The sequence below is a fragment of the Borreliella americana genome (assembly GCF_021043605.1).
Taxonomy (GTDB): Bacteria; Spirochaetota; Spirochaetia; order Borreliales; family Borreliaceae; genus Borreliella; species Borreliella americana.
The window spans coordinates 40,252-46,544 of sequence record NZ_JAJNFB010000009.1; the positions used below are offsets into that span (position 1 = coordinate 40,252).

The 6,293-nt window shown below is 29.6% G+C and carries 6 protein-coding genes; 2 read left to right on the forward strand and 4 right to left on the reverse strand.

The window, feature by feature from the left end; genetic code table 11:
* Positions 1-7: 7 nt before the first annotated feature.
* Complete coding sequence (locus LRB30_RS03595) at positions 8-1,339, forward strand: CoA-disulfide reductase (RefSeq protein WP_231014002.1); 1,332 nt, start codon at positions 8-10, stop codon at positions 1,337-1,339.
* A gap of 21 nt (positions 1,340-1,360) precedes the next feature.
* Here LRB30_RS03595 and LRB30_RS03600 read toward each other — a convergent pair whose 3' ends face one another.
* Genes LRB30_RS03600 through LRB30_RS03615 form a run of 4 tightly spaced genes read right to left on the reverse strand, consistent with a single transcriptional unit; the run spans position 1,361 to position 5,826 of the window.
* Positions 1,361-2,704, reverse strand: coding sequence for an ATP-dependent 6-phosphofructokinase (locus tag LRB30_RS03600; protein WP_231014003.1), 1,344 nt, complete (start codon positions 2,702-2,704; stop codon positions 1,361-1,363).
* A 30-nt stretch (positions 2,705-2,734) separates the two neighbouring features.
* Positions 2,735-3,706: a MinD/ParA family protein gene (locus tag LRB30_RS03605; protein ID WP_231014004.1), complete on the reverse strand. Its 972-nt coding sequence runs from the start codon at positions 3,704-3,706 to the stop codon at positions 2,735-2,737.
* A gap of 9 nt (positions 3,707-3,715) precedes the next feature.
* Positions 3,716-4,498, reverse strand: coding sequence for a potassium channel family protein (locus LRB30_RS03610; RefSeq protein WP_231014005.1), 783 nt, complete (start codon positions 4,496-4,498; stop codon positions 3,716-3,718).
* 5 nt (positions 4,499-4,503) lie between these two features.
* Positions 4,504-5,826, reverse strand: a complete 1,323-nt coding sequence (locus tag LRB30_RS03615; RefSeq protein WP_231014006.1) for a TrkH family potassium uptake protein — start codon at positions 5,824-5,826, stop codon at positions 4,504-4,506.
* 96 nt (positions 5,827-5,922) lie between these two features.
* On the opposite strand from LRB30_RS03615, the gene cyaB reads away from it, so the two are divergent.
* Positions 5,923-6,293, forward strand: a 371-nt coding sequence (cyaB, locus tag LRB30_RS03620) for a class IV adenylate cyclase (RefSeq protein WP_231019487.1), incomplete at its 3' end; no start/stop codon positions are given.

Genomic DNA, 6,293 nt, shown 5'->3' on the forward strand with positions numbered 1-6,293 from the left:
AACAATGATGAAAATAATAATTATTGGAAGCACATCAGCAGGAACTAGTGCCGCAGCTAAAGCAAACCGCCTAAACAAAAAGCTAGACATTACTATATATGAAAAAACAAATATTGTATCTTTTGGAACCTGTGGCCTGCCCTACTTTGTGGGAGGATTTTTTGACAACCCAAATACAATGATCTCAAGAACAAAAGAAGAATTCGAAAAAACCGGAATCTCTATTAAAACTAACCACGAAGTTATCAAAGTAGATGCAAAAAGCAATACAATTGTAATAAAAAATCAAAAAACAGGAACCATTTTTAACAATACTTACGATCAACTCATGATAGCAACTGGTGCAAAACCTATTATACCACCAATCAATAATATCAATCTAAAAAATTTTCATACGCTAAGAAATTTAGAGGACGGTCAAAAAATAAAAAATTTAATGGATGAAGAAGAGATTAAAAATATAGTGATAATTGGTGCTGGATACATTGGAATTGAAATGGTAGAAGCAGCAAAAAATAAAAGAAAAAATGTAAGATTAATTCAACTAGACAAGCACATACTCATAGATTCCTTTGACGAAGAAATAATTACAATAATGGAAGAAGAACTAATAAAAAAGGGAATTAATCTTCATACAAATGAGTTTGTAAAAAGTTTAATAGGAGAAAAAAAGGTAGAAGGAGTAGTAACAAACAAAAATACTTATCAAGCTGACGCTGTTATACTTGCTACCGGGATAAAGCCTGCTACTGAATTTTTAGAAAATCAGCTTAAAACTACTGAAAATGGAGCAATAATTGTAAATGAATATGGTGAAACTAGCATAAAAAATATTTTTTCTGCAGGAGATTGTGCAACTATTTATAATATAGTAAGTAAAAAAAATGAATACATACCCCTGGCAACAACAGCCAACAAACTTGGAAAAATAGTTGGCGAAAATTTAGCTGGAAATCATGTAGCATTTAAAGGCACGTTGGGCTCAGCTTCAATTAAAATACTATCTTTAGAAGCTGCAAGAACAGGACTTACAGAAAAAGATGCAAAAAAGCTCCAAATAAAATATAAAACGATTTTTGTAAAAGATAAAAATCATACGAATTATTATCCAGGCCAAGAAGATCTTTATATTAAATTAATTTATGAGGAAAATACCAAAATAATCCTTGGAGCACAAGCAATAGGAAAAAATGGAGCCGTAATAAGAATTCATGCCTTAGCAATTGCAATCTATTCAAAACTCACAACAAAGGAGCTAGGGATGATGGATTTCTCATATTCTCCACCCTTCTCAAGAACTTGGGATATATTAAATATTGCTGGAAATGCTGCCAAATAGAAAGAATTAATTTAATTTAATTTAATTCTTCATGCTAATTGGTTGCCCTGTACTTGAAAGAACATCTCTCCAAAAAGAACCATTTGGATTAACCTTATTCCTATCAATTACTGCCATCTTAATAGGTATATGAACAAATTTTGTACTCCACAAACTAATCAACATTTTTGTCTTACCAGCCATTGCAGCATGCACAGCATTCGACCCAAGCCTAGCACAATAGAGCGAATCACTAGCATTAGCCGGTGAACTTCTAATAATATAGCTAGGATCAATGTATTTAAGAGTAAATTGTATATTTTTTGCCTTAAAATATTCTGTAATTTTATCTTTAATATAAAGCCCAATATCTTCATAAAGCAAATTCCCAGAATCGTCTTTCTTTTTAGGAAAATGGTCAAAATATTTTTGACCTGCTCCTTCTGCTATCAATATTACTGCATGAGGAATCTCTTCTAAGCTTTCTTTCTCTAAAAGTCGTCTTTCAAGATGAACAAGAAATCCATTAGGACCTTCTATATCAAAATCAAGCTCCGGAATTAAACAAAAATTAACATCATTAGAAGAAAGCGCAGTATGAGCAGCAATAAAGCCAGAATCCCGCCCCATAACTTTAACAAGCCCAATGCCATTATAAGCACTATTAGCTTCAAAATGAGCACCGGCAACAGCTGCAACAGCTTGCTCTACAGCAGTCTCAAAGCCAAAAGATTTTTGAACAAACATAAAATCATTGTCTACAGTTTTAGGAATACCCACAACTGATATCTTTAAATTTCTTTTTTCTATCTCCTCAGCAATAAGAAGAGATCCCTTTTGAGTACCATCCCCACCAATGTTAAAAATCATATTAATGTTCATTCTCTCTAAAGTATCAACTATTTCTACAGGTTTAATACTGCCTCTTGAAGAACCAAGAATAGTGCCTCCAAATTTATTAATATCATCAACAACATCTGGATTAAGATTAATAAAAGATGAATTTGATTCGGGAAGAAGTCCTTGATATCCAAATTTTACTCCATAAATATTGCGAACCCCATAAATTTTCCATAAAGTTCGAACAATAGAACGAATAACATCGTTAAAGCCAGGACAAAGTCCACCACAAGTAGTAATCGCAGCTTTAACATGTCTAGGCACAAAATAAATTTTTTCTCTAGGACCGGCTTTTTCTAAAAGAACATCTTCATATCTATCTCCTTCGTCCTCATTTCTATATACACTAAACTTGATTTTATTTTTTTCATTAACAAAATGTGAAGAACCCTCACTAGCATAAAAATCAATCAAAGGATTGTTTTGCTTGCATTCTCCCAAGCCATCTATTTTAAAATCTAAATTTTCATTTTTAATTCTATACACCAAATACTCCTTTATAGAATTATAGCCTAATTATTTTCTAATAAATCGACTTTGATCTTTAATCATATCGTATATGTCGTCGTAAATATATGGAGACCCCTCAATAGGAGATTTAATTAGATTACCAGCTATGAATTCAAAATATTTATTCAACTTTGAATTTTTCTCAAAATCAATAAATGGCACTCTATTATTAATAGCCTCTCTGAAACTTTTTGCAAAAGGTACAAAACCTATAAACTCTATTGGTATATTAATATTATTCTTAACAACATTAATCAAATTTTCACACATAGCAATCTCTTCACTAGTTTCTATTCTATTTAACACAACTCTGGGATAAAAATTATTCATCATTCTCTTAACTTTTAAAGAAGAACTCAAAGAAATAAGCTCAATCCCAACAACCAAATCTTTAAATCCAAGGTTTGTGCCTTCAATCTTATCTTTAAAAAAATTACTAATATACTCCCGTTCGGGGCTCTTTTGCGAAAATCCTAAATACAAAAGACGATAAAGCGCATTCTTTAAAAAAGAATAAGCATTAAGTATGGAAGGAGTTTCCGGTATTGTAACAATTACACCACTATAAGACGCCAAATAGAAATCTATTGTATTATAAGAAGTTCCAGATCCCAAATCTAAAAAAATAAAATCGGCAATAAGATCTTTTTGAATGGATTCTATAATCTTTTTCTTAATAGAAAAAGGAAGATTAGCTGTTCCCGTATAAAGAGCATCACCTGGAATAAGATAAAGTTTATCATACGGCGTTTTACATACTAAATCTGAAAAACTTTTACTCTTTTTGTTAATAAAAGAACCAATGCCTACACCCTTATTTTTAACTCCCAAACACGTATGTAGATTAGAACCTCCAAGATCAAGGTCAACAAGTATTACAGTTTTACCTAAACTAGAAAGCTTGTAACCAACATTTGCAACAAAAGATGTTTTTCCAACACCACCTTTACCACTTGCTACAGGAATAATTTTAGTCATTCTTAAATCCTAATTATCCTTACGATCTTTTTGAAAAATTTTCATAAAATTAAAAATCCCTAAAAATCTCGATTTCTTCCCAGTATCTTTATTTAAATTTTCATCTTCTTTAGAGCCTGAAATTAAATCTTTAATTAAATCTTTATTATTTGTGAAATTTTCAATACTATCTGGTTTCCCACAAATCACAATTTTATCATCTTTTAAAAAAAAATAATCGCCATCAACAAATTCATATCTAGAATTACTTAAATTTCTAACAGCAATAACTGTAATCCCACATTCTCTTCTAAGATCGGCTTCAAAAAGAGTTTTACCAACATATTCTTTGGGAATAACAGTTTCAGCAACAATAATATCATACCCAATAATATTATAAGTTGAAAGATTCGGAGATACTAATAATGGAGTTAATCTTCTTGCAGCATCTTTACTTGGAAATATAATTTTTGTTGCGCCAAGGGTTTTTAATATTTCAGCATCATCCCTATTTTCGGTCTTAACACATATTTCTTTCAAACCTAAAAGATTGCAATAGTGAGTAACAAGAGCACTTTTGCCAAGATCATCATCAAAGTCAATAACAACCGCATCTGTATCTACTGGAATTATTCTTTTTAAAGCATTTTTAGTAAATTGCTCAACAACAAAGCTTTCTGTAGATATCACATCATATTCTTCAATAAGCTCTTTAGATGTATCTATAATAATAATTTGACAATCAAGCTTACTTAAATCTTCAAGTAAGTGAATTCCCAAATTACTAAGTCCAATAATAACAAATGTTTTCATGTGCTTCAACCAACCAAAATATCTTGCCTTGGCCTTGTGAATTCTTCAAAACGCGACCTTCTTGAAACAAAAACAGCCATTGAAAAAAGCCCTATTCGTCCTGCAAACATAGTAAAAATTATAATGACTTTCCCCAAAAATGACAAATCCTGAGTTACTCCAACCGAAAGACCAACTGTTCCAAAAGCAGAAAATACTTCATAACCCAAATCAATAACCTTCCAATTGCCAGATCCTCCCTCAAAAAAAAGAAGCATAAAAAAGGAAAAACTTAAAATAAAAATAGCTCTTGCAAAAAATAAAAGCGCAAATCTTATACTATCTATTGAAACCTTGTAAGACCCAATAATATATCCATTGCCGTTTTGATTTTTAACAACAGCTAATACAATTAAAAAAAATGTTGTAATCTTAATACCTCCCGCAGTTGATCCGGGTGCACCACCAATAAACATGAATGGCAGAGAAATTATTTGAGTTCTGCCACTTATTAAAGAATTATCAAGATAATTAAAACCAGCTGTTCTGGTACTAATCGAATAAAAAATTGAATTAAATATTAAAGTACCCATTGAATAACCAGCTTTTAATTTATGCATCTCTGTAAAAAAAAATAAAATTGCACCAATTATAATTAAAAAGAAACTTAAAGAAAAAACTATTTTGGCATGAAGCGATAGCTTTTTTTTGTTCTTAATAGTATTCTTTACATCTCTATAGACCATAAACCCAAGTCCACCACAAATTATTAAAATAGAGACCACAACTATAGCTTCAGGAACATCTCGCCATGCATAAATACTCTCAGAATGCATGGAAAAGCCTGCATTACAAAAAGCAGAAATTGTCGTAAATAAAGCCTCTAAAAATGAAATATTCACCCCCCTAAGTTTAAAACAAATAAGTATTAATATTAAACCTATCATTTCAATTGAAAAAGTTATAAACAATATGCTTTTTAAAATTCTAATAGGATTATATTCTATATTTGAAAGGCAATACTGCTTTATTATTCTTGCATCTGTTAAATTCATTTTCTTTTTAGGTATAAGCAAATAAAAAGTGGTAATACTTATAAATCCAAGTCCCCCAAGCTGGATTAATAACATTATTAAAATAAATCCAAAAGTAGAAAAGCCTTCCATTTTAACCGTTATAAGGCCCGTAATACTTACAGCAGAAACAGCAGTAAAAAGAGCGTCGATGTATGCTAATCTGCCATCACCTTCCCAAGAAATAGGCAACATCAACAAAAGAGAGCCTACAAACATAATTAAAACGAAATAACTAAAAAGTAAAAACCTGTCGCTAAATTCAAATTTCAACATATCATACAAAAAGTTGTTTAAATTATTAAAAATTCATCTTATATAGCATAATATTTTAACATTGAAATATTATCATAATTACATTATTTTTAATATATGTTTGAAATAGAATCAAAAGCATTTATTCCTCCAAAAGAGTTAAAAAGAATTATTAAGCTAGCAAATAAAAAATTTAAGTTTATTAAAGAAGAAATAAAAACCGACATCTATTACTCAAACCAAAAAAAAATTATAAGAATAAGAAAATTAAATACTCTAGAAAAAATTGTTACATTTAAAAAAAAAATATTAGACAACAACAACAATAATAATAATAATAATAATAATATAGAAATTAATAAAGAAATAGAATTCAAAATAGACAGTATTAATAATTTTTTAATTCTTATAAAAGAACTTAAATTTAAAAAGCTATACAAAAAAATAAAAAAAAGTCTAATTTATCAAGTTAATAATTTAAATGTAGA